The sequence below is a fragment of the Kutzneria buriramensis genome (assembly GCF_003387475.1).
GTDB lineage: Bacteria > Actinomycetota > Actinomycetes > Mycobacteriales > Pseudonocardiaceae > Kutzneria > Kutzneria buriramensis.
This window is the reverse complement of record NZ_QUNO01000006.1, coordinates 14,164-34,531: the sequence shown is the minus strand read 5'-3', so window position 1 is coordinate 34,531 and position 20,368 is coordinate 14,164. Positions and strand designations below refer to the sequence as shown.

18 protein-coding genes are annotated in these 20,368 nt (G+C 68.8%); 8 read left to right on the top strand and 10 right to left on the bottom strand.

All coding sequences use genetic code 11. From position 1 onward, the window contains the following. Positions 1–2: 2 nt before the first annotated feature. Entirely contained in the window at positions 3–782 is a 780-nt protein-coding gene (locus tag BCF44_RS18295) for a class I SAM-dependent methyltransferase (protein ID WP_116175557.1), read from the bottom strand. A 1,228-nt stretch (positions 783–2,010) separates the two neighbouring features. On the opposite strand from BCF44_RS18295, the gene BCF44_RS55520 reads away from it, so the two are divergent. Together BCF44_RS55520 and BCF44_RS18290 are read left to right on the top strand one after the other, a co-directional pair. Further along, on the top strand, positions 2,011–2,169 hold the full coding sequence (locus BCF44_RS55520; RefSeq protein WP_170217597.1) for a hypothetical protein: 159 nt from the start codon (positions 2,011–2,013) through the stop codon (positions 2,167–2,169). Between the two features lie 3 nt (positions 2,170–2,172). Beyond that, on the top strand, positions 2,173–3,072 hold the full coding sequence (locus BCF44_RS18290; protein ID WP_116175556.1) for a helix-turn-helix transcriptional regulator: 900 nt from the start codon (positions 2,173–2,175) through the stop codon (positions 3,070–3,072). A 47-nt stretch (positions 3,073–3,119) separates the two neighbouring features. On the opposite strand, the gene BCF44_RS18285 is transcribed toward BCF44_RS18290, so the two are convergent. The 4 genes from BCF44_RS18285 to BCF44_RS18270 form a co-directional block, all read right to left on the bottom strand. Beyond that, entirely contained in the window at positions 3,120–4,355 is a 1,236-nt protein-coding gene (locus BCF44_RS18285) for an MFS transporter (protein ID WP_170217596.1), read from the bottom strand. A 59-nt stretch (positions 4,356–4,414) separates the two neighbouring features. Continuing rightward, positions 4,415–4,951 (bottom strand): AfsR/SARP family transcriptional regulator, encoded by a 537-nt coding sequence (locus tag BCF44_RS55515; RefSeq protein WP_170217595.1) that lies wholly within the window; start codon positions 4,949–4,951, stop codon positions 4,415–4,417. 461 nt (positions 4,952–5,412) lie between these two features. Further along, on the bottom strand, positions 5,413–5,964 hold the full coding sequence (locus BCF44_RS18275) for a hypothetical protein (protein ID WP_116175553.1): 552 nt from the start codon (positions 5,962–5,964) through the stop codon (positions 5,413–5,415). A 1,184-nt stretch (positions 5,965–7,148) separates the two neighbouring features. Next, the gene (locus tag BCF44_RS18270; RefSeq protein ID WP_116175552.1) at positions 7,149–9,818 is read right to left on the bottom strand and encodes an ATP-binding protein; all 2,670 of its coding nucleotides are present in this window, start codon (positions 9,816–9,818) and stop codon (positions 7,149–7,151) included. Positions 9,819–9,994: 176 nt separating this feature from the next. Here BCF44_RS18270 and BCF44_RS18265 point away from each other — a divergent pair, with 176 nt between their 5' ends. The 3 genes from BCF44_RS18265 to BCF44_RS18255 all read left to right on the top strand — a co-directional run bounded on the left by BCF44_RS18265 (position 9,995) and on the right by BCF44_RS18255 (position 11,282). Further along, a complete protein-coding gene (locus BCF44_RS18265; RefSeq protein WP_116175551.1) occupies positions 9,995–10,504 on the top strand; it encodes an RICIN domain-containing protein in 510 nt (169 codons plus the stop codon). Positions 10,505–10,671: 167 nt separating this feature from the next. Next, entirely contained in the window at positions 10,672–10,896 is a 225-nt protein-coding gene (locus BCF44_RS18260; RefSeq protein ID WP_116175550.1) for a hypothetical protein, read from the top strand. Continuing rightward, positions 10,890–11,282, top strand: a complete 393-nt coding sequence (locus BCF44_RS18255) for a hypothetical protein (protein WP_116175549.1) — start codon at positions 10,890–10,892, stop codon at positions 11,280–11,282. Before BCF44_RS18260 ends, BCF44_RS18255 begins: the two co-directional genes overlap by 7 nt. Here BCF44_RS18255 and BCF44_RS59175 read toward each other — a convergent pair. Together BCF44_RS59175 and BCF44_RS59170 are read right to left on the bottom strand one after the other, a co-directional pair. Next, positions 11,189–11,515 carry a DUF6002 family protein gene (locus tag BCF44_RS59175; RefSeq protein ID WP_379800754.1) on the bottom strand — a complete coding sequence of 109 codons (327 nt, stop codon included), beginning with the start codon at positions 11,513–11,515 and terminating at the stop codon, positions 11,189–11,191. The two genes, BCF44_RS18255 and BCF44_RS59175, sit on opposite strands and share 94 nt — an antisense overlap. After that, complete coding sequence (locus BCF44_RS59170) at positions 11,512–11,610, bottom strand: DUF6002 family protein (protein ID WP_379800864.1); 99 nt, start codon at positions 11,608–11,610, stop codon at positions 11,512–11,514. The genes BCF44_RS59175 and BCF44_RS59170 overlap by 4 nt, the downstream gene beginning before the upstream one ends. 181 nt (positions 11,611–11,791) lie before the next feature. Between BCF44_RS59170 and BCF44_RS18250 the strand changes: the two genes are divergently transcribed. From BCF44_RS18250 to BCF44_RS18240, 3 genes are all read left to right on the top strand, one after another. Beyond that, positions 11,792–13,123: an alkaline phosphatase family protein gene (locus BCF44_RS18250; RefSeq protein WP_116175981.1), complete on the top strand. Its 1,332-nt coding sequence runs from the start codon at positions 11,792–11,794 to the stop codon at positions 13,121–13,123. A 538-nt stretch (positions 13,124–13,661) separates the two neighbouring features. Continuing rightward, entirely contained in the window at positions 13,662–15,527 is a 1,866-nt protein-coding gene (locus tag BCF44_RS18245; RefSeq protein WP_246015238.1) for a ThiF family adenylyltransferase, read from the top strand. Further along, positions 15,524–16,546, top strand: coding sequence for a 3-oxoacyl-ACP synthase III family protein (locus BCF44_RS18240; protein WP_116175548.1), 1,023 nt, complete (start codon positions 15,524–15,526; stop codon positions 16,544–16,546). The genes BCF44_RS18245 and BCF44_RS18240 overlap by 4 nt, the downstream gene beginning before the upstream one ends. Positions 16,547–16,704: 158 nt before the next feature. On the opposite strand, the gene BCF44_RS18235 is transcribed toward BCF44_RS18240, so the two are convergent. The 3 genes from BCF44_RS18235 to BCF44_RS18225 all read right to left on the bottom strand — a co-directional run bounded on the left by BCF44_RS18235 (position 16,705) and on the right by BCF44_RS18225 (position 20,127). Beyond that, positions 16,705–17,274, bottom strand: coding sequence for a dihydrofolate reductase family protein (locus tag BCF44_RS18235; RefSeq protein WP_116175547.1), 570 nt, complete (start codon positions 17,272–17,274; stop codon positions 16,705–16,707). A 103-nt stretch (positions 17,275–17,377) separates the two neighbouring features. Further along, on the bottom strand, positions 17,378–18,421 hold the full coding sequence (locus tag BCF44_RS18230; protein WP_116175546.1) for a sigma-70 family RNA polymerase sigma factor: 1,044 nt from the start codon (positions 18,419–18,421) through the stop codon (positions 17,378–17,380). A gap of 359 nt (positions 18,422–18,780) precedes the next feature. Further along, positions 18,781–20,127 carry a carotenoid oxygenase family protein gene (locus BCF44_RS18225; RefSeq protein ID WP_116175545.1) on the bottom strand — a complete coding sequence of 449 codons (1,347 nt, stop codon included), beginning with the start codon at positions 20,125–20,127 and terminating at the stop codon, positions 18,781–18,783. Between the last annotated feature and the right edge of the window lie 241 nt (positions 20,128–20,368).

Below are 20,368 nucleotides of genomic sequence, written 5' to 3'. Positions count from 1 at the left end.
TCCTAGGAGTGCGACGTCTCGACGACCGGCTTCCGCGCCTGCACGACGAACCAGTGCCGACCCAGCCGAATCCCCTGATCGACGGCCGCCTCCGCGACATAGCGGTCGAACGGCTCCTTGTCCGCCGCGGAGTCGTAGCCGTCGAGAATCGGCACCTGGTGCAGGAAGACGTCCAGATCGCGCGCCGAGTGGTAGAACTCCTCGAACCGGAACGCCCGGTTGACCGTCACCACGAGCCCCGCGTCGGTCAGTTCCCGCGCGATCCCGTCCGCCAACGGCTCGCCGTGCCAGCTGCCGAAGTCCTGGCCGCGGCCGAACGTCTCCTTCAGTTCCCGCGCGTCCTGCTCGCCGATCCCCATGTACACCAGGGCCCCACCGGGTCGGAGCACTCGCTCGAACTCGTCGGCGATCAGTGGCCCGCGGCGGGAGGTGACCACGTCGACGTGTCCATCGGGCAGCCCGGTGCGGGCGGCGTCGCGCAGTTCGAACGTGACGTGGGACAGGCCCGCCTCCGCTCGATAGCGCGCCGCGCATTCCAGCATCGCGGACGACAGGTCCACGCCGGTCACGTCGCCGTATGCATGAGCGGTGCGCAACAAACTACGCCCATCGGCGCAGCCGACATCCAGCAATCGGGCCTGCGGCGCACCGAGTTCGACCACCATTTCATCGAAGACGGCGTCCGGGCGGCCGTCGACAAAAACGTCGGTGCTCCGCGCGTCGCTGAAGTAGCCGCCGAACCGCTCGGCCACTCGGGAGTAGAACTCCGCGTCCATCGTCATCGGCCGTGCACCTTCCCCTGGGTGACGGTCGAGAAGAGGTCCTGGCGCGCGTGCACCGGCACCCCCCTCTTCCGTAAGAACTCCCCAACTAGGTCTACCGCTGCTATCGCGGGGTTTTTGTCCCGCACTTCGATTCGGTTTCCGGGACGCCGAACCGGAGGAGCAGACTTCATACTTCCGTTCGCTTCTTCAGTGTTACCTGTGTTCCACCCGAAACGCTACGGTCGGCCGGCGGACCGAGCCACGTACTGTCAATACGTGGATGAGCTCCCGTTCCACTTCGACGAACCAAGGGCGTCATAGATCAGATGATGTCGCCGCTGGATACACCGATAGCACGTCTGTCCGCGAATACCTGCACGTTCGGACAACACACCGGCACGATCCGCGCGTATCACGCCAATCTCGCTGCTTTCCAGCCGGACCGGTCGGGTTGTCCCCGAGTAATCGGCCCGTCACGACCGATAATGACAGGCGGCGTCATCGCTGCTAGCCTCGAGATGACCCGTCCAACAGCCCAAGGTGGACCCCCGATTGCCTGACTGGATACTGAACCATTCCGCCCAACGCGGTACTCCAACAGGGAAACGGGGCCGACATTCAGCCGGACCTATCAGTCGACGAACTGTGAGGTGCGCCTCCGTGTGACATGACGAAGGTGTCGCGACAGCCAGTCTGTCAAGCACCGCACGCAAACCTGTCCGGTTCTCGAGTTTTTGTCAGACTTCCACTCGAGGATGGCGCCCGCGTTTGCGACGGCCCGGTCGCACTCATTGGCACTCACCCGGGGCCGTGTCGCGCGCGAGACGAATCTCGTGCCGAGTCGCCGCGATGCGCGCTGGAATGCGTCGAAAGCTGGGGAAACGCATGTCCATCATGTCCACTACGCCCGTTGTGGCGTTTTTCCGGCGGAGTGGTTCACGAGGAACCCTCGCGCGAGCGCTGCGCCGGCTGATGACCCGCCTGACGACCGTCTCGGGGACGACGCGTGGCGCACCGCGGAGGTGGCCCGGACAGGCGCGTCGGCGCTCGAACGAGGGGCGGTGATCTGCCTCGGGACACCCTTCGCGCTCGTCGACACCGCGTTCCTGATCTGACACGCCGGGACGAACGCGTCACCTGACGGCCGGCTCTCGACCTCGTCCGGGCTGCCGGAGAAGTCGGACCGGGTCAGGTGCTGCTTGGCACACCGGCAACCACCACTGGGGATAAGATGTGTAGCAGTCGCATGTCACCGTTCGGCGCCGAAGAGACCGGCGGCGGCGGGGAAGTCGAGGCAGTCGCCCGCTGCTGCGACCACCGCAGGCTGTCGCGTCGCCGCGGCAAGCACGTGTCCGAGCAGAGCTCAGCACGGGCGGCCTCCGGTCGCCGCGGCGAGGTGGTGTAGCCGATGCGGGAGAACAGCGAGATGGCCATGCGGGATGCGTTGGCCGATTTCCTGCGTCGGCGACGCGACGCGTTGTCACCGCAGGTGGTGGGGTTGCGGATCGGCCAGCGGCGACGGACGCCGGGGCTGCGCCGCGACGAGGTGGCGCGCCTGGCGAACATGTCCACGACCTACTACGAACGGCTGGAGCAGGGGCGTGGCCCGCAGCCCTCGGCCGCCATCGTCGCCGGGCTGGCGCGCGCGCTGCAGCTGGACGCGAACGAACGCGCCTACCTGTACCTGCTGGCCGGACACGCCGAACCCGTAGCGGCGGCACCGGACGGCGCCGTCGACACCAGTCTGCTGTCGGTCATGGAGGCGGTGGAGGCCGCCGCGTCGCCGGCGTTCGTCGCCGACGATCTCGCGACGATCCTGGCCCAGAACGAGTTGCACACCATGCTGTTCGGTCCGGCCACGAACATGCCGGGCTGGGAGGGGAACCTGTTCTGGTGGTGGTTCGTCTCGCATCACGGGCGGCGGTCCATGCTGAACTCGCCGGACCAGCAGGAGGCCATCGGCCGCGCCTACGTCGCCGGTCTGCGGGTGGTCGTGGCGGAGCGTGGCTACGACGCGACGACGGTCGCGCTCGTCACCGACCTGCACGCGGCCAGCGCGGAATTCTCCCGGATGTGGCACGAACACGAGGTTTCCAACTCCACCTCGCTGATCGTGAGCATGCAGGACGACCGGGTCGGCCGCCTCGACTTCGACCACGCTCTGACCGTCGATCCGCGCTCCCGCCAGCGCCTCCACTCGCTTCACGCGATCCCCGACACGCCTACCAGACAGCGGCTCACCACACTGTGGGCGCTCGACAAATTCCACAGTGCCGAGAATCTCGCCGAGGTCTCGGCGCTTCGTTGATCGTTCGTGCGCGCCGCAGCTCGCGGGCGGCGGCGTGTTCTGGTGACCTAGAGGTTCCGGTACGGCCTGCTGAGGAATCCGACCGAGAAGGCCGCCGACACGCCCAGTCCGGCGACGATGATCACGACCTCCGGGTCGACCGTGCCCAGGACGGACCCGGTGAGTAACGCGGAGGCGGGGTAGGCGAGACCGGCACAGGTGACCAGCAGGCTCATGACCCTACCCAGCGCTCGGGCAGGCACCGACTTCTGGAGCATCGTCATGTAGAAGACGTTCACCACGGCTTGCAAGGACGCGGCGGTGAACAGCGCCGCGGTTGCCACCACCAGCGAGGAGCCCACCGGGATACCCATCAGGGCAAGTCCCTCGGCGATGCCGAGGCAGAGCGCGATCAGCCCGCGACGGCGCAGGCGAAGGAGTGCCGGGCCCAGCAGTGCCCCGATGACCGAGCCGGCGCCGAGGCCGGTCATCATGACCCCGAATCCGAGGGCTCCACGGCCCAGCGGACCCTGGGCGAAGCTCGGCAGCGCGACGTCGATCAAGCCGACAGCGGCGAGGTTGAACACGAGCGTGGTCAGCAGGTTCATCCTCACCAGGGGAGAGCTGGCGGCATACCGCAGCACCGATCGCCAGGTCCGCAGTTGGTCGCCGTCCTGGACGCCGCCGTCGGCGTGCCGCGCCGCCGTTTCGTCGGCTGTCTCGACCGCCGGCCTCGACGGGCGGATCGCCATCAGGGTCAGGCTGGACACCAGGAAGGTGAACGCGTCGATCAGCAGCCCCACACCGCTGTTCAGCGACCCGACGAGCGCTCCGCCTAGCCCGGGCCCGACGATCCTCGACGTGCTCTGCATGATCTGGATCAGGGAGTTGCCCGGAGCGAGCGACTCGGGACGTACGATTTGCGGCAATACGGCGAACGAGGCCGGCATGAATATCCCGCCGAGGATGCCGAACGGGACCGCGACCGCGATCATGGCCCACAGGGGGATGCGGCCTTCGGCGGCGAGCACGACGAAACCGAGCACGACGAGGGCGCGGAGCGCGTCCGCGGCAAGCATCACCGGCCGGGCGCCCAGGCGGTCGACAAGCGTTCCGCCGACCGGGAAGAAGGCCAGCCTGGCCGCTCCGTAGCAGGCCAGCACCACGCCGAGGTTCGCGGGGCCACCGCCCTGGTTGAGCATGACGAATGGCAGTGTGACGAGATAGATGCCGTCGCCAACCTGGGAGAGCATCTGGCCGATGAGGTACAGCGCGAAGCGTCGTTCCCGCAGTGGAGCCAGCAAGCGGACGGCAGGCTCTCCAGCGGTCAGGGCCGTGCCCGCGACACGGCGTGGGCCCGTCGTCACGCGCGCGTACCCTTGGAGACGGCCGCCCACGAGGTGTCTGCGTATTCGCGTGCCTCGGCGAGCGAGCGGCAGCAGCGAGGGATTCGGCGCGCCGACCGTTGAGCGGCCAGGCGATGCCCTTCCTGGTCGGCCCGCACGACGAGGATCAGGTTCGGCCTGCCGCCGCACGTCCTTGCGCAGACTCCGTGGTCGCATGTCGGTCCAGGACAGCCTCGACATGATCGAGGCAGCGGGCTGGGCGGCAAGCGCGACGACCACACGATCATAGGCTTTACGAAATGTTCGAACGGTGGCGGTGGCGCGCCGTGGCCGGCCAGGATTCCACGGACACCCGACACCGCTTCCTGAACCTGCCGGGCGGCCGTGGCGGGCCCCTCACGGTCCCACATCACGGCCACCAGCCGCGGAATCAGGACGATCTGGTTGGCCTCGATCAGCAGAGCGGCCAGCATCTCGGCCTGGCGCGGACCGTCGAACCGCACGTCGCGACCGCCCACCCGGGCCAGCAACGGCCCGAGAATCCCGAAACGCATCGCCCCAATCCCCCCGGATCGCACTGACGCCCCGCATACGTCGCCCGGGACAAATCTAGACCGTTTCGAGGACGGGTGTCCACAGCGTGGTGGTCGAGCATGAATCACGAGTCTGATGTGGCCGGATCCGACAAGATCCGGTCCCGGAGGGAGGGCAGCCACGATTCCCGTGCCTGAATACGAACTCATACACCAGGACGCGTTTCGTACCGGCTCGCCCGACAGCCTCGCCGGCACGTGGCCGCGGTTCCGGAACGGCCGGGTCACTGCGATCTGTGGGATCGCCCGGACCGACGGCGTCCCGCACTTGTCCGCGGGGGCGCCGGGCGACCTGGTGCCTGCGGCATCAGTGCGTACCGTTCAGCTACGGTCCACAGTGGAGAATCGAACAACGCCCGTGCCGCCTCGTCATACGGGCGGCACGGGCGTGTGGTCGAGGTCCGATGTTCGGGACGCGATGGTCAGCCGATGCCCACCACGGATTCGGCGGTCGTCCAATCCGTCGCGATCGCGTTCTGCGCGTCGACGAGGTTGACCTGGCCGTCGCACACGGCCTTCTTCAGCGCGTTCTCCACGGAATCCTTGTTGGCGGAGGTCTGGTCGCCGTAGCGCGGCTCGGGCCAGAGGTTGTTCGGGTCACGCGGCGCGCCCCCGAGCTCCAGCGGGATGAGGTGGTCCTCCTCGTAGTCGGCGGTGCTCGTGTCGTCGTAGCCGTACTCGCCGATCTGCTGCACCTTCAGGGCATTGGTGTAGGACGCGGGCGGCCGGACCGTGCCGGTCCAGCCCGACACGCAGATCGTCTGGTCGATCGTGTCCTGGCTGACGTCGGGGTTGGTGGCTCCGGGGGTACAGGACGAGTCCGGCAGCGGCAGGTACGACGTGGAGCAGGACGCGGCCGCCGCATGCGCGACCGACGGCGAGGCTCCGGCGGGCGTCGCGGCGACAAGGGCCGCCGCGCTCATGCTGATCAACACAATGAGCGCCGATCCGCCGCGCAGGGAAGGTCGGGACATTCGAGGACTCCTCGTGGTGACGATGTCGCTCCGACAGGGAAACCACACCGGATCCCGGCGTGATCGGAATGCACCGTAAACAGGTTCCGAAGCCGGCGAAACCGAGCGAAATTGACAGAACGTCAACGGAACTGTGAATGAGAAGGTCCCAAATGGCGGCTATGTCACCTACCACCGGTCACGGACACGGTCGCGTGGGTTCGGATTCGACGGTTGTTCAACGCCGGTTCCGTGTCGCGTTGCCGACACGCCGTTCGGGACCGGTGGAAACATCATCCCGAGAGACGATGATCACCTGCCGGACTCCCCCGGCTGCCTTGCCGAGCACGCCCGCGAGGAGGACCACGGCGGGGTCGTCGTGGCACGACCTGTTCGCTCAGGACGTTCAGCACGGCATCGATGCGTCCACTCGGGACGATCAGGGAATATCCGCCGCCCTGTCGCCGCCGCCCCTGCGGTCCTCCGCTAGCGGCTCGGCATCCTCGTGCCGGTGTCCGGCCTGACCCCCACGCCGACCGCGTGTGTCGGTGGGCGGCGGTGTGGCCAGCGCCTGGCGCGTTCCAGTTGGCCGGCGAGCTGGAACAGGGTGGCCTCGGCTCCGTAGCGGCCGAGGAAGTGCACGCCGACCGGCAGATTGCCGGCATTCCACCAGAGTTCAGCTGAGAACGTCCCGACAATCGTGGAGTGGGGTCATCCGGTCCATGGGCTGGATGACCTCATGGTGTTCCGAACCGGCCCTTGTCGCGCTCGGTCTGGTACTCCGTGGCGGGTGGCGCCAGCCGTACGAGCCGGTCGGTCAAGGCCCCGTCGACAAGAACGACACCGGTCCTGGAGTCCGTCAGCCTGTCTCGCAGTCGTTCGTCCGGATACTCCGGGGCGCCACGACGTCGCCGTCGGACGGCTTTCTCCCGTACGCCTACACCCTGGAAACGGCGTGTAGTTAGCGTGCACCGCAATGCTTGCTCATGCCGACGAGCTGTTCCAGCCTGGATCGAAACCCGATCCGGGCGCGCACACGCTCCGGTGTTCCGGCCGGGGATCGCCGAGGCAGTAGCCGCGTGTTGCGCGACCAACCGCACCAGCCGCCCCGATACGCACGCGCAGATGTACGTTGGCGGCGACACCCTCACGAGGTGGCGCAGGAGAGATCCGCGGGTGTAGTGGCCGAGCGCGCTCCCGGTGGCCTACGTGACCACGCCGCAATCACCGGTTCCTTCACACGAAGGGCTCTCTTCGAAGTCGACCGTCGTCTGGCCACGCCGTGCGGAGAGGTTGTTGTCGATGGTGGCGAGGTGAATGCGGACCTCGTCGGCCGCGGGAGTCCCGAGAGCCACGTATAAGGCCAGGGCGTGCTGGTAGTGATGCCGGGCCTTTGCGGGGTTACCGAGGGCGCGGTGGGCGTGGCCGAGGCCGGCGTGGGCGCGGGCCTGCTGGTCACGGTCGCCGGTATCGGCGGCGATGACGTGGGCAGTGGTGTGGTGGGAAGTTGCGTCGGCATGACGGCCGGCGGCGTGCGCGGCTTCGCCCAGGCCGTTGAGCGCCCATGCTTCCCCGTCCCGGTCGCCGGTCACGCCGAAGACGGCCAAAGCCCGCAGGTGGTGCTCGGTCGCCTGGGCAGGCTGCCCGAGGCGGGTGTGCAAGATGCCGAGGCAGTCCAACGTCCTGGCTTCGCCGAGGCGGGAGCCGAATCGCCGGTACAGGACCAGGGCCTGCTGCAGGTGGTCGCCGGCCGGCTGGTACCGGCCCAGCCGAACCTCGACAATGCCGAGGCCGCGCAGCGCACCGGCTTCACCGGTGTGGTCGCCTTCCTCCCTGCACAGGGCCAGGGCCTGCTCGTGGCTGTCGGCGGCCGCACGGTACCGGCCCAGGCACGCCTCGACCACGCCGAGACAGTTGAGTGCGAACGCTTTGCCGGTGCGGTCGCGGACGTTCCGGTGAAGCGTCAGGGCCTGCCGGAGGTGCTCGGTGGCCGACTGGTAGCGGCCGAGCCGCTCCTCGACGGCGCCGAGGCTGGCCAGGGTGCGGGCCTGGTCGGTCGGGTCGCCGGCCTGCCGGAACAGGCGCAGCGACTGCTGGAGGTGTTCGGCGGCCAGCCCGTACCTGCTGAGCAATCCCTGCGCGAAGCCGAGGCTGGTCAGTGCGCGGGCCTGCCCGGTCGGGTCGCCGGCGCGGGAGGCGGCGTGCAGGGCGTGGCCGTGCACGGCCAGGGAGTCGGTGAGGAACTGAGTGGCCAGGTAGGGGAACAGGGTGGCCGACAGTCGGGTTGTGTGCGCGGGCCAGCCCTGGGTGGCGGTGTGTGCGGCGACCGCGACGAGGGTGGGACGTTCGGTGTCCAGCCAGGCGCGGGCGGGGCCCGGCTCGCTCAGATCCGGTGCGGGCGTGGCCGGTGCGGGAATCCGGGGTCGGCGGTGTGCCTCGGCCGGGTAAATGGTGTCCATGGCCGTGGCGGCGGTGGCCAGGTAGTAGTCGAACAGCCGGGTCAGCGCGGCATGGCGCTCGCGTGGCGGGTCCTCGTCGTCGGCCCGGCCGGTGGCGTAGGTGCGGACCAGGTCGTGCATGGTGTACCGGCCAGGGGTGTCTTCCTGCAGCAGGTGGTCTCGACACAGGTGGCTCAGGACTGCCTGGGTGGTGGGCAGATCGCTGCCGGTGACGGCCGCAGCTGCGTGGTCATCAAGGTCCTGGCCCGGATGCAGCGCCGTGAGCCGCAGCAAACGTTGCCCGTGGGCGGGTAGGTCCTGGTAGGACAGATCGAACGCCAGCTCGACGCCGGTGTCCAGGCGCCGCTGGCGGTGGCGTTCGTCGAGCCGGTCGGCGTGGTCGGTGAGAGTCCAGCCAGGCGTACCTCGGATGTGTCCGGCGACCAGTCCGAGCGCTAGGGGCAGGTGACCGCAGCGCCGGGCGATCCGGTCGACGGCCCGGGGGTCGCTGCCGGCGGGGACGCCTATCGTGGCCCGCGTGAGGAAAACCGTGGATTCCTCGGGCGCGAAGACGTCCACTGCCAGGTGGGTGGCGGCATCCAGCTCGGCAAGAGCACGTCGGCTGGTGATCAGCGCCGGGCAGCCCGGCGTCCGGGGCAGCAGCGGCAGGATCTGATCGGCGTCGGCGGCGTTGTCCAGCACCACCAGGGTTTGCGTGCCGGCCAGTCGGGCCCGGTAGGCCGCGCTGCGGGCGGGCAGATCGTGAGGGATCTGTTGGCCGGACAAGCCCAGCAGCTGAAGGAATCCGTCCAGGACAGCGGACGGATCGGCCGCCGGCTGAGCCGGGCTCGGGTGGAACCCGCGCAGGTCGACGAACAGCACCCGGTCGACCAGCCCGTCCCGGACGAGCAGGTGTCCGGCCCGTACGGCGAGCTGTGTCTTGCCGGCGCCGGCGATCGCGGAGACCACCACGGCACCGCCCGTGACGGCCGTGTGCTGCAACGCCGCCCACAACCGGCCCAGCTCGGCGGCCCGGCCGGTGAAACCGGGCAGCTCCCGCGGGAGGGCGTCCTGGACCCGCACCTGCGCCGCCGCCCGGATCTCTCCGGTGAGGACACGGAGTTTCTGCCGCCACTGGGCCACATAGCCGGCGTTGGGATGCAGGGTCTGCACGATCGCCACGACCAGGTCGACGTTCACCCGGCGTCGGCCCAGCCGGAAACAGTCGGCCACGGTGCTCTTGCCGGCCAGCTCCCCGGACAGCCGTCCGGCCGCGCTCCAGGCCGAGTTCACCCGTCCGGTTATCCACTCGTAGGACGGGTCGCCCGCCCAGACCTTCAGCGACCGCAGCCGCTCGACCAGGTCGTCGAGCTTCTCGGCCGACCCGGGATCGGGCGGCGCCGCGGACGCGTCGACCGAATGCCATGACGACCGCACGGCGTGCCTCCCCCTACGCCGGCGTTTCCCGGCCAGTGCACGATACCGGCCCCGCCGTCCGGATTCATCCGGGTTTCGACCGCCCGGGGCACCGGCCCGCGACAGTCGACGGCAGGGCCCCGGCGATCACCGCGTAGGGCCGCAGTCACCACTGGGAAGGCGGAAAAGTGCTCAGAATGGCAAAAACGCTCGCGTGTCTGGGAGCGGCACTCGCGTTGGCGAGCCTCGGCCCGGCCGCGGGCACCGCGGCGGCCAGCGGCCAGTTCCACCACATGCCCAACGTCGGCACCGGCTTGTGCTTCGCGCCGCAGAGCGACAGCTTCGGCGCGCCGATCATCCAGGAGGACTGCGGGACGGCCGACCCGGGCCACTTCCTGGACTGGCAGGTGTCCGCGCCGCAGGGCACGAACCTGATCAGGCTCCAGAACCAGGGCAGCGGGCTCTGCGCGTTCGTCCTCGACGACCCGGGCAACGGAACACCCGTGACGCTGGACGAATGCGACCTCCAGGGCGGGGGCGCGGTCAGCAATGCCGAGTGGAACTCCTTCACCAGGCCGCCGAACGCGGCCCAGCTGCGGACCCTGGTGGGCGGCCGTGACCACAACCTCTGCCTGTCCGGCGTGAGCGTCGCCTTGTCCGTCCGTACGTGCAACGGCGCCGATGCCAACCAGCGCTGGCTGATCTGACGGGAGCGGACCTGTCCGGGCGGCCCCTCGCCAGTCGCGCTTGGGGCCGCGCCGCCGATCCGTTGCTGGTAAGGGAAAAGGGAGCGTGCGTCTTGCCGCGACATCCGGAAAGACCGCCGGGACGACCGCGTTCCAGTAGGCACCTGGGTGCCGTCCTGGCGGCGATCATGCTGTCCTCGGCCGTCTCCACCGCCGTGGCGGCGCCGGCCGGCGCCGCCGGCATCGGCGACTACGTCACCGTTTGCGGTTACCTGAACAAGGGCAACGACCTGGTCAACAAGTTCCTCAAGATCAACCAGGATCCCAGCCCGATCAGCCAGCTGCAGGCCACGGCCAAGGCCTCGGAGACCCACATCCTCGCCGAGGCGGACGCATCCAGGCGGCGATGGTGACCTCGTGCGCCAACACCGCGGTCAAGCAGTTCGAGAACCTCACGGGCAGCACGGTGGACCAGCGGCAGGACTACGCCAGGACCACCGACGCCCGTCTGAACCTCGCCGATCAGGACATCCCGGCCTTCGCCACCCTGGCCGACGCCGACAAGATCGGGTTCGCGCTGAACGTCCTCGGTCCGGTGGACATGCTCGCGAACGCCTACGTCGGGTTCGACACAGAGCAGGCCAGGAACACGATCATCCACGGCAACCAGGAGCTCCTGACGGTGCTCCGGCCGACCTGCGGCGGTCACGCCCGACGTGGACGTCGCCGCGGTCGTGGGCGCCACGGAGGGACCGATCCCGGGAACCGGCGGCCAGGCCCCGATGGTGAAGCGGCTTGAAGTCGGCGGCCGAGTACCACCCGGAGCCGTGCACGACCACGTCCGCGCCGTGCGGCGTTGAGGACGCCGGTCATCGCCATCACCAGCGACCACTCGCGCTGGGTCCGGAAATCGGCGAACAGCCCGCGCGGGTAGCCGGCGAGGCGGGCGCGGATCTCGGGGCACCGCCGCACGCAGTCGTGCGGGGACACCACGATTCCGTCACCGCCGCAGCGCCCGATGAGGGCGTTCATCTCCGGGGACGTGGCGGGCCCTGCCGGGTGTAGAACGTGGGGTCGAGCACCTCGGCGGGATCGTGCGTGACGGCGGGAAAATGCGTCGCACCCACAATCCCCACTGGTAGATCGACGCGTCCAAGACCGTCGGCCACAGGAACGGCTGGCCGACGCCCGAAGGAACGTCCGGTTCGCCGGAAGTACCCGTGCGGCCGTACGAGTCAGCGGCCTTGCCGCCATGGATGTCGCAGCGGGAGGGTGGAGCCGAACCGTGTCGCCGCCGACGGGGGTCCGATGAGCACCTCAGGGCTGAACGCGATCGACCACATCGTGGTGTTGATGCTCGAGAACCGGTCGTTCGACCACATGCTGGGCTACCTCTACCACGACAACGGCAACACCTCGCCGCTCGGCCACCCGTTCGACGGGCTCACCGGGCGCGAGAGCTGCCCCGGCGGCAACGGGGTCGCGGTGCCGGTACGGCAGATCACGCCGACGACGCCGAACGCGTACCTGTTACCCGGAGCCGATCCGGGCGAAGGGTACGCGGCGACCAACAACCAGCTCTACGGCTCGCAGTCGGCGCCGGCGGCGGGCGCGGTGGCGACGATGACCGGGTTCGTCACGGACTACGCGACGGCGATCAACGACAACAAGACCAAGGGCTGGTACGTGGTCCCGGGCACCACCGAGGACATGATCATGGCCTGCCACACGCCGACGACGCTGCCGGTGCTCAGTGGCCTGGCGCGGGGATTCGCGGTGTGCGACCACTGGTACTGCTCCGCGCCGACGATGACGATGCCCAACCGGGCATTCGCCTGCGCCGGCACCAGCCAGGGCCACCTCGACGACAAGACCAAGGCGTTCAGCGTGCCGAGCATCTTCGGCCTGCTCGGCAGGCACGGCGTCAGCTGGCGCATCTACGGCGACACCAGCGCACCACTGACCAAGATGGACTTCCCGGACACCATCAAGGCCCCGAAGGCGAACTCCGGGCTGCTCAAGGACTTCCACGCCGACGCGGCGGCCGGCAAGCTGCCGGCGTACGCGTTCCTGGAACCGAGCTGGAGCTCGACCGGCAACAGCCAGCATCCGAACTACGACGTGGCGCTGGGCGAGCAGCTGATCCTCGACGTCTACCGCGCCGTGCGGAGCGGGCCGGCGTGGAACTCCACGCTGCTGATCATCACGTACGACGAGCACGGCGGCTGCTACGACCACGTGCCGCCGCCGTGGGGCGCGACACCGCCGGACTCCTCCCCCGGCGAGTTCGGCTTCGACTTCACCCGCTTCGGACCACGGGTACCCACCGTCCTGGTGAGCCCGCTGATCGAGGCGGGCACGGTGTTCCGCGCGCCGGGATCCGTTCCGCTCGACCACACCAGCATCCTCGCGACCATCGAACACCGGTGGTCACTGCCCGCACTCACCCGACGAGATGCCGCAGCGCCAGATGTCTCCGGCGCATTCACGCTGACAACGCCCCGAACGGACGACCCGATGACCGGCGTCGTCGCCCCCAAGGCAACGACCATCCCACCCGCACTCGCCGCGCAACCGTCACATCTACAGCAGATTCACGAGGCGCTGATAACTCAGGCCGCCTCACTGACGGAGAAGTAGCTGTTCCGATCGAGAATGCGGATCGGATTGTTGGCAGAGAATTCCAGCATAGCGAACAGCGAGCCACACAAACCGCTAATCGCATGGGAAATTCAGACGATCCGACGGTCGCAGCACCGCCGACGGTCATCGGATCATTGGGTGATCCCGCAATCCCGCACCACCGTCGTACACCGCGCTTCGTCCGTCATGTCCGCCTACGAAGACTATCGTCATGACGGGCAGTGACCGAAGGGCGTGCGTCACAGTCGACAGAGTGCCCACTACGGTGATCATCATCGCCGTCGACCGGCGTAGACGCCACCAAGAGTTGATCACCACGGGCATCGGCGGGCCGCCCTGCCCGGTGCGAGTGAAAGATCAACCTCCAGCCGCCTTTTCCGGGGTTGCACCGTTCAACTGCTGATACCGTTCCGATCGACCCGATTCGGGCTGCGTTGTCAACAGCCCATCGGAAACTCCTGCCGCTCGACCGGTCGCCTCGCGTCGCCCTTTGACGCCTTCCGACGAGCGATCGCATCATCAGAAAAGGCGATCCGTGACCGACAAGAACCACCGTGGCACCGGGGAATCGATGCCACCGCCGATCGGACAGCAACCAGCCGGAACGCCGCAATGGCACGTCACGGCCTGTCTCGCGCCGCGCGACGGCGATCCGGCCCTGCTCGACTCGATACGCGAACTCAGGGCGCGAATCCTTTTCGACCGCGGCCGCCGACCGGCTTTCGCGCGTGGCGACGACCAGAACCTGGACTTCGGCGCCTGGCACTTCATCGCCCAGCGGGAGCCGGACGGGCCGCCGCTGGGCTACATCAGGCTGTCCACGCCGGCGACCGGCGACCTCTTCCAGTCCCGCGCCTACCTGGGGGCAGCGCGCTACGAGGCGCTGCTGCGGTCCGAGGGCGTCGCGGCAAGGGACACGTTCGAGCACAGCAGGCTGGTCGTCGAGCACCGCGCTCGCAAACTGGGGCTGGGCCTGTACCTGAACGCGATGGCGATCGCGGCGGCACACCACCTCGGCGCGAAGGCGATGATCGGCACCTCGGGCACCAAGGACGGCCAGGACCACTTCCATGAACGGTTCGGCTTCCGGAGCATGCCGGGCACCCGCGCGTACGTCGAGCAGTACACCGAGGACGTGGTGGTGATGTTCCACCGTGTCGCGGACGGCGCGGGCCAGTACGCCGAACTCGTCGACCAGCTTCGTGCGGAGTTTCCCGCCGTCGCGGCCGCCGGTCGGAAGCCGCCGGCGTCCAGGTTGTCGTCGGGCCGCGCGGCCCCGGTGGGCCTCGCCGACGCGGACTGCGACCGCGGCGTGTGGCAGCCGGTGCTGTTCGAGCCCTGCCGGGCATCCCATGTCGACGCGCTGACCGCACTGCTGGCCTCCGGCGACGTGCGGGAAGTCCATGACACGATCGACGAACAGCTCACCGAGCTGGTCCGCAGCCGTGAACCGGCCTGTGTCGACCCGATCGCGATCCAACGCAAGAAGGACGAGCAACTGGCCGGGCTCGACGCGTGGGAGTACGGCGCCTGGGCCTGGTACCCGTGGTCGCGGCGGCTCGTGCACGTGCTGCCCCGCGAGGAGTTCCGCCTGGTCCGCACCGACCGCAACCGCGGCAAGATCGAGCGTCCCGAGCAGCGCCGTCTGCTGGGCAACAGGATCGGGATCATCGGACTGTCGGTCGGCAACAGCGCCGCCGTCACCTTCGCGCTGGAGGGCATCGGCGGCGCGTACAAGCTCGCCGACTTCGACGAGTTCAGCCTGTCCAACCTCAACCGGCTGCGGGCGGGCGTGCACCACCTGGGCGTGAACAAGGCGGTGATCTCCGCCCGCCAGATGTTCGAGATCGATCCGTACCTGGACATCGAGATCTACCGGGACGGGCTGACCGAACACAACATCGACGAGTTCTTCCGCGGCGGCAACGGGCCGATCGACCTGCTGGTCGAGGAGTGCGACACGCCGTGGGTGAAGATCGCGGCCAGGGAGCACGCGCGGGACCTGGGCGTCCCGGTCGTGATGGACTGCAACGACCGAGGCATGCTCGACATCGAGCGGTTCGACCACGAACCCGACCGGCCCCTGCTCCACGGGCTGCTCGGCGACGTCAAGTCCGTGGACATGGTGGACCTGAGCCGTCAGGACAAGGTCGATCTGATCCTGGCCATGGTCGACGCTGACCGGATCAGCCCGGAACTCGCGGCGTCCTTCGAGCAGATCGGCCACACCCTGAGCAGCTGGCCGCAGCTGGCATCGGGCGTCGCCCTGGGCGGCGCGCTGACCGGCGAGGCGGCCCGCCGCATCCTGCTCGGCCTGCCCTGCGGGTCCGGCCGTTTCTACACCGACCTGGAACTGCAACTCGGGCCGGAACGCAACACCGTGGCAGGGAGCACCCGATGACCATGCTGACCGACCGCCCGGCCGGCTCGGGCCTGTCCGTGCCCGTCACCGTCGCCGGCACCGGGCTGCACCTGCCCGAAGCCGTCGTGACCAACCACCAGCTCGCCGAGACGGTGGACACCTCGGACGAGTGGATCGTCAGCAGGACGGGCATCCGCGAGCGCCGCTGGCTCGCGCCGGACCAGGCCACCTCGGACATGTGCGGCTCCGCGGCGCGATCCGCGCTGACCGCGGCCGGGCTGACCGCCCGGGACGTCGACGTGATCATCGTCGCGACCTACACCAACGACCAACCGCTGCCCTCCACCGCGTTGATCGTCAAGGACGCACTGGGCGCGCACCGGGCGCTCACCTTCGACATCACTCAGGCCGCGTGCGCCAACGGCGTGCAGGCGATGCTGTTCGGCGCGCACCTGTTGCAGACCGCCGCGGCGGAGGTGGTCCTGGTCATCGCCGCGGACTGTGCGTCACGGGTGACGGATCCTCAGGAGCGCACCACGCGGGTGTTCTTCGGTGACGCCGCGGCGGCGGTCGTGCTGACCAGGTCGTCGACCCCCGGCGCAGGCCTGCTCGGCTGGGACTTCGGTTCGGAACTGTCCTACGGCGTGCAGATCCCGGCCGGCGGTTCCCGGCTCCCCGCCACAGCTCGGACCGTCACGGACAGGCAGCACTTTCTGCAGATGGACGGCCGGGCCGTGTGGGACACCGCCACCAGGCGCCTGCCCGAAAGCATCCTCAACGCGGTCGACCGGGCCGGGCTGCCGGTCGGCGAGATCACCCACTTCTTCGTCCACCAGGCGAATCTCAACATCATCACCGCCACGATGGACAAGCTCGGTGTCCCCGGGCACCGGGCGCCGATCACCGTCGACCGGCTCGGCAACACCGGGTCGGCCGGTGTGTTCACCGCGCTGCACCAGTCCTTCAGCCAGCGCCGGGTGCGGCGTGGCGACACGTACGTCATGTCCGCCATCGGCGCGGGATTCCAATGGGGATCCCTGTGTTTGCGACACGGATGACCTGAGGGCTCCGATGGTGTGCGTGGAGGCTGACGCGGATCGCTGTTCACCCGGCCGCTGACCGACGGCGGTCTGGACGGAAGGGTCATGCTCTGGTCCCGCCACCGCGGGAGAGCTGCGCTGCCCCTGCGCTGGATGGCAGGGGCAGCGTTCTCGATCTAGTCTTTCTCGAACTCGTAGGTGTAGAACATGATCCCGTCGCCCACCCGGCGAAGGTCGGTCAGACGCATGGGGTGGGCCTCGGTGAAGTCGTCGAAAAGGCGGCGACCCGAGCCCGCCACGACGGGGAAGACGCACAGGCGGAGTTCGTCGGCCAGGTGGTGTTCGATCAGGGTGTGGACGAGGGTGTAGCTGCCGTAGACGAGGATTTCGCCGTCCAGCCTGGCCTTGAGCTCTGAGATCTGCTCCACGGCATCGCCGTCGAGGACGGTGGAGTTGTGCCAGGCGGGTGTGTCGTTGGTGGTGGACACCACGAACTTGGGCATGGCCAAGGTGCGGTCCGCCCATTCGCCGGGGCGCGCTCGGGTGCCGAACCAGGTGTCGGTTCGCCTGCCCAGCAGGAGCGCCTCGGCATCCATGGCCTGCTGGGTCGAGAGGGCGTCCCACGAAGGGACGTCGGCTTCGCCGAAGCGGTAGAACCAGCCGCCGCGGTCGAAACCTTCCTTGCCGTCGGGGTCTTCGACCACGCCGTCGAGGGTGGCATTGGTGGTGATCACGATCTTGCCCACGGGTTCTCCTGTCTCGGTTGATACGTGCACTCGGGTAGGCGCCGGGGACGCGGCGGAATGGGCGGTCAGACCGATCCAGCGAGAACAAGGCACGAGCCGGTGATCACTCTGTTCCGGGATGGGTTCTGGGAAGTCCGAACCGCGTCATGACGTTGGTGCCGAAGCAGGTGATGGCGGTGATGTGGTCGCCGGCCGTGGTGATGACCAGGACACAGTAGGCGCGGTGGACGCTGGCGTAGGGGTCCGCCAGGTACACGCCGAAGGCGGGCTGGCCGTTGGCTCGGCTGGGTACCACGCGGTAGCTGCGTCCGGGGCGGAAGGTGACGGCGGCGAACACGCGGCGGGCCGATTCGATGCCGCGGTATTCCACCATGGCCGGGGGCATGGAGAGCCTCACGTCGGTGACGAGCAGGTCGATCAGGGCGTCCAGGTCGGCGCGTTCCAGGGCGTCGGTGAAGCGGGCTACGAGCCGGTGCTCGGCGGCGGTGTCGGGTTGGCGTGCAGGCCGGCGGCTGCCGGTGCCGCTCGAGTCGGCCAGGTGGCTGTCGATGGTGGCGCGGGCGCGTTTGAGGGCGCTGTGAACCGATTCCTGGGTGGCATCGAGCATCTGGGCGACTTCGGCGGCGTGGTACCCCAGGACGTCGCGCAGGACGAGCGCGGCGCGTTGGCGTGGGGGCAGCAGTTGCAGGGCGGTGACGAAGGCCAGGGAGATGGCCTCGGTGGTCTCGTAACGGGTCTCCGGTCCGGGGCGTTGGTCGACGACGTGGTCGAGCAGGACGTCGGGGTAGGGCTCCAACCAGGGCGGAGTGTCGCCGGCGCCGGTGGGGTCGGGCAGGGCGGCCTCGGGCACCGGCGGGGCGATACGGGGGCGTCGGCTGCCGGCGCGCACCATGTCCAGGCACCGATTGGTCGCGATCTTGTAGAGCCAGGTCCGCAGCGATGACCGCTGGCCGAACTCGGCGAGGCTACGCCAGGCGGACACGAGGGTCTCCTGGAGTGCGTCCTCGGCGTCCTGTAGGGATCCCAGGATGCGGTAGCAGTGCACCTGCAACTCGTGGGAGTGGCCCTGGACCAGGTCGCGGAACGCGGTATGGTCGCCGGCCCGAGCCCGAGCGATCAGGCCCGTCGTGTCCATCTCCGTCGGCATGCACATCCTCGCCCTTCTTCCCTCCGCCGGGCCGCGTTCGGCTCGCTCAATGATGAAGACGCCGCCGAGCGCGCGAATTGGGCGGCGTCGCGACAGGCTGGACGTCCGATGCGGCGATCGACCTGGTTGGCAACTGCCTCCCACGCGTCGCTGTTCGCTCATCTGATTGCTCGGACGCGCCATCCGCGCTCCCGACCAGACAGCTCAGTGGGCGACGGCAGGTAGATCGCCGCCGACGCTGTCGGCCGCGATGAAGTCATGGGTTGCTTCGCTGCCATGTTTCCCGGACCGCCGCCTGGCGGCGGTATCAAGGTTGCCGCGACCGCGGCCCCATCGCCTGCTCGGCCGTGCGTGGCGGATCAGCGGCCGGAAATCCACGTGCCGTGGAAACCGGACGGAATGCGTACCGGAAGATGCACCTGCGCGATCGGTGGGGCGGTCAGGTCACCGGCGTCCAGGATTGCCAGGTAGCTGGTGTTCCGTGAGCGGTCGTGAGCGAAGGTCATCAGGTATCCGTCGTCCTCGCCTACCGACCCGCGCCGTGGTACGAAAACCGCTTCGCCGCAGGTGTGACCGGCGGGCAGTTGGTGGACCTGCCGGGACGCACCGTCGGCGAAGTCGTACTTGTAGATCCGCGAGCGCTCCGGCTCGGCCTCCAGCGAGAAGCTGGCGACGTACCCGAAGCGGTTCGGCTGTCCAACCTCGGTGTCGGCGACCCGCGGATACTCGACCGCCGCGTCGTCCAGCGGCTGCTCGGTGACCGCGCCCGTGACCAGGTTCAGCTTCCACTGGTGCAGTTGGGGCAGACCTCCACCGAGGTCATCGGCCCCCTCTCGCCACAGCGTCGGGACCCGGCAGCCAGTGACGGTGATCGTGCCGTCGTCCTCGGAGGCATTCATGGTGTGCCACACGTAGCAGGGATGGATGTCGAACCACCGCACCGGCCCGCCGGTGCGGCGCATCACTCCGAACCGGGCGCCGTGCCCGTCGTCCCATCGCCACGGCATCCCGGCAGCAGCCGCCGCCGCGTCGAAGACAACCGGGAGATCCATGAAGACCGCGTAGTTCTCGGTGATGGCGAAGTCGTGCATCATCGTCGCTCGCGGAATCTCCACCACCTGTGCCTGTAGCAGCTCACCGGTCGGCGAGGCTCGGTAGTAGGTCAGATACGGCGGACGCAGCCGAGTGCCGAAGAACACCAACTCCCCCGTCCTCGGACACGTCTTGGGATGAGCCGTCATCGGAGTGTGCAGCGCGCCACCGAAGGTGAACGCTCCCACCGTTTCGAGCTCCGGTGTGATCTCGTACGGGAACCCTCCCTCCTCCAGCGCGAGTAGCCGACCCGCATGCGCGACCAAGTGGGTGTTGGCGGTCGTGACCCGATAGTCCACCTTCCCGGTCGCCGGATCGAAGGCCAGGGCGAAGCGCGACTGCCCGGGGTGCTCGTACAACGGGGTCCGCACGTATCGGTTGCGGTACCAGCGGGCTCGTCCGCCGTCCAACGCGACCGCGTGGACCATGCCGTCGCCGGCGAAGTAGTGCGGCGACCACCCCGTCCGCGGGTTGGGGCCGTTCCGCAGGTACAGGCCGTTGAGCTCCTCGGGAACGGCGCCGATCACCTCGGCCGGTTCGATCGTCACCTCGTCGGTGACCGGTGCGTTGCTCCCGGCCAGGTGCAAGGGCACTTCGGGTTGGGGCGCAGTCATCTGCCGGTTCTCCTGTCGCTGATCGGGCAGGCGCCAGGATGCTGGGAAACTTGACGAAGAAACAGTCTTGTTCTTGGCGGTGCCGTCAGCCGCTCGACGATCCCACAGTCGGCCCCACGATCGGAGAGCCGGAGCTCGAGTCGCCGGCCGCGTCACCGCAGCCTGAGCAGTGCCTGCTCCTGTCGGGACCGCGCCGTCGAGGCCGAGGGCTGTCGGTCACGGAACCGGCAGCGACGGACGC